The 2,071-nt window shown below is 30.2% G+C and carries 2 protein-coding genes and 1 pseudogene; 1 reads left to right on the top strand and 2 read right to left on the bottom strand.

The window, feature by feature from the left end:
* A partial coding sequence (locus tag G468_RS22680) for a tail fiber assembly protein (RefSeq protein WP_162143445.1) occupies nt 1-141 on the top strand: 141 nt, incomplete at its 5' end.
* Between the two features lie 254 nt (nt 142-395).
* Here G468_RS22680 and G468_RS0117260 read toward each other — a convergent pair.
* Together G468_RS0117260 and G468_RS24305 are read right to left on the bottom strand one after the other, a co-directional pair.
* Nucleotides 396-1,736, bottom strand: coding sequence for a DUF3329 domain-containing protein (locus G468_RS0117260; RefSeq protein WP_051297192.1), 1,341 nt, complete (start codon nt 1,734-1,736; stop codon nt 396-398).
* A 32-nt stretch (nt 1,737-1,768) separates the two neighbouring features.
* A pseudogene (locus G468_RS24305) lies at nt 1,769-2,071 on the bottom strand (glycosyltransferase); the annotation flags it as partial.

Here is a 2,071-nt window from a genome sequence, read left to right as displayed (position 1 = left end):
CAAGATGCGGTTGATTTGGAGATGGCAACAGAGGACGAAATAACACAGCTCAGGAATTGGAAACTTTATCGATTAAATGTCTATCGTACTGATACCTCAACCGCCCCTGAGATTGATTGGCCGAAAAAACCATCCTGTTGAATGGAAAAAATTAATTTTCTGAGATATGGTTTAAGTCCTTGCACTCTGCAAGGGCTAAGAAAAGATTACATACGAAATCGGTTATCGAAGAAAAAAATTAATCGAACGATCGTGTTCAGTTCCCATAATGAATAAGCTTATTCTCGGGCTATAAACCCTAGGAAAAATCAGACTACATACACCTTGCCAAATCTAATCACTATTATTTTAAACAAATTTCAAGATACAAGGGGGAGTAAAAGATTTTTGCTAAATTATTTTTTTTCTGATACTCCGGTTATTGACCTTACTCCGTAGTATGATGCCATCCAAGAATTAAACCACGAATCCTTATCTTCTGTAAGATTTGCTGTACCCAAGTATGCATTGTATGATGACTTTGGTTTAGAAATCATAGGCAAAAATACATTACTATCCGATTTAGAAGCTCTCAGTATTTCTACTTGCTTTGATATTTCAATATATGTGTTATTTATATCTTTGATAGCGTATAAATAACTTATTAAAAAACAAGTAAATAAAATGTAATTTATCTTTTTAGAGTCTAAGAGTTTCAAAAAGTTTTTATATTTATATGAAACTATAATTTTGTTTATAAGATGAATTTCTATTATAACTAAGAATGTTGCAGCCCCAAAAGTTGTACGAAAAGGCATTTCAGGTGATAATACCATGCTGTATATAGCCGAAAAATGACCAGTGAACAATATTAAAATAAATATCACACTATCTTGATTTATTTTTCTTGATTTTATCCATATGATAATAGTCACAATAACTAATATATACGATATCATGAAAACATGAGCGTCAACACTTATTGATCTTCTAACAGTATTAACTAAAAAGTCAAAGTTTCTATCTACGTCGCCTCTAATTCTAGTTCCAGGTGACATCATCATCACAATAAATCCTGTAATCGCAAATGCAATACCATAAATATTATTTATTTTAATATTTTTATATTTTATATAATTATAAATTGTAAATAAAATTGCCATTAATATAATTGCTGGTGCTGAATTTTCATTTGTAGCTCCAGCCAGAAACCCAAGGAATGAATAAAAAACTAAGGATATTATTGATATTTTCTTATTTTTTAAAAAAATAAGAAAAAAAGATAAATAAATGATAGATGTCCAAAGGTAGTTGCATGATCCTGATAGCCAAAGGACTGATGTACCGAATTCAGGTATTATAAACCAAAGAAATATATATATTAAAAATAGTGAAAATGATTTTTTGTGTATTGGAGTTGATGTTTTTACTATTTCCAGTATAAGAATGCCAAGAATAATGAAAGCGATACTATTGAATATATTAAATACAGTCTTATTATATTGCATAAAGTATTGAACTATAGAATGGGCAACGAACCTTCCATTCTGTACGTTATAGTGTTTTATTTGTGATTGCAGTATTGATTCAATACCATCTATTTTTTCAATTGAATCTGATGGCATTGTTTGGTATTTGTAACTGTAACTGTAATCGTCTGAGGTATACATTGTTAGCTTGTTTAAAGCTAACATCAGAATGAATGTAGTGACTATAATAATTAATTGCTTTAACAATTCATTGTTTTTTATTTTCATTCTAAGAGACCTTATGTTAATTAATATAAATACTATTTTTTCATTATGTACTTTGGTCTTTTTTTAGCCTCAATGTAAATTCTTCCGATATACTCACCAAGAACACCGATACCAATAAGCTGAACACCGCCAATAAACAGAATAGAAACGAGAAGGGAAGGATAGCCAGCAACAGGATTCCCAAAAAACAGTTTATCTATAATCATCCAACTACCGTAGATAAAGGATATCGTTGCAATCGATAAACCTATATATGTCCACATACGGAGTGGGAAGGTAGAGAAGCTGGTTAACCCTTCTATTGCAAAATTCCATAGTTTCCAGCCATTAAATTT

The organism is Arsenophonus nasoniae DSM 15247 (genome assembly GCF_000429565.1).
Taxonomy (GTDB): domain Bacteria; phylum Pseudomonadota; class Gammaproteobacteria; order Enterobacterales; family Enterobacteriaceae; genus Arsenophonus; species Arsenophonus nasoniae.
Note: the sequence above shows the minus strand (reverse complement) of the source record. Positions and strands in the feature narration are given on the sequence as shown.

What these genes read in the sequence shown, in the direction of transcription:
- G468_RS0117260 (WP_051297192.1), bottom strand. Translation starts at nt 1,736, where the DNA reads ATGAAAATAAAAAACAATGAATTGTTAAAGCAATTAATTATTATAGTC.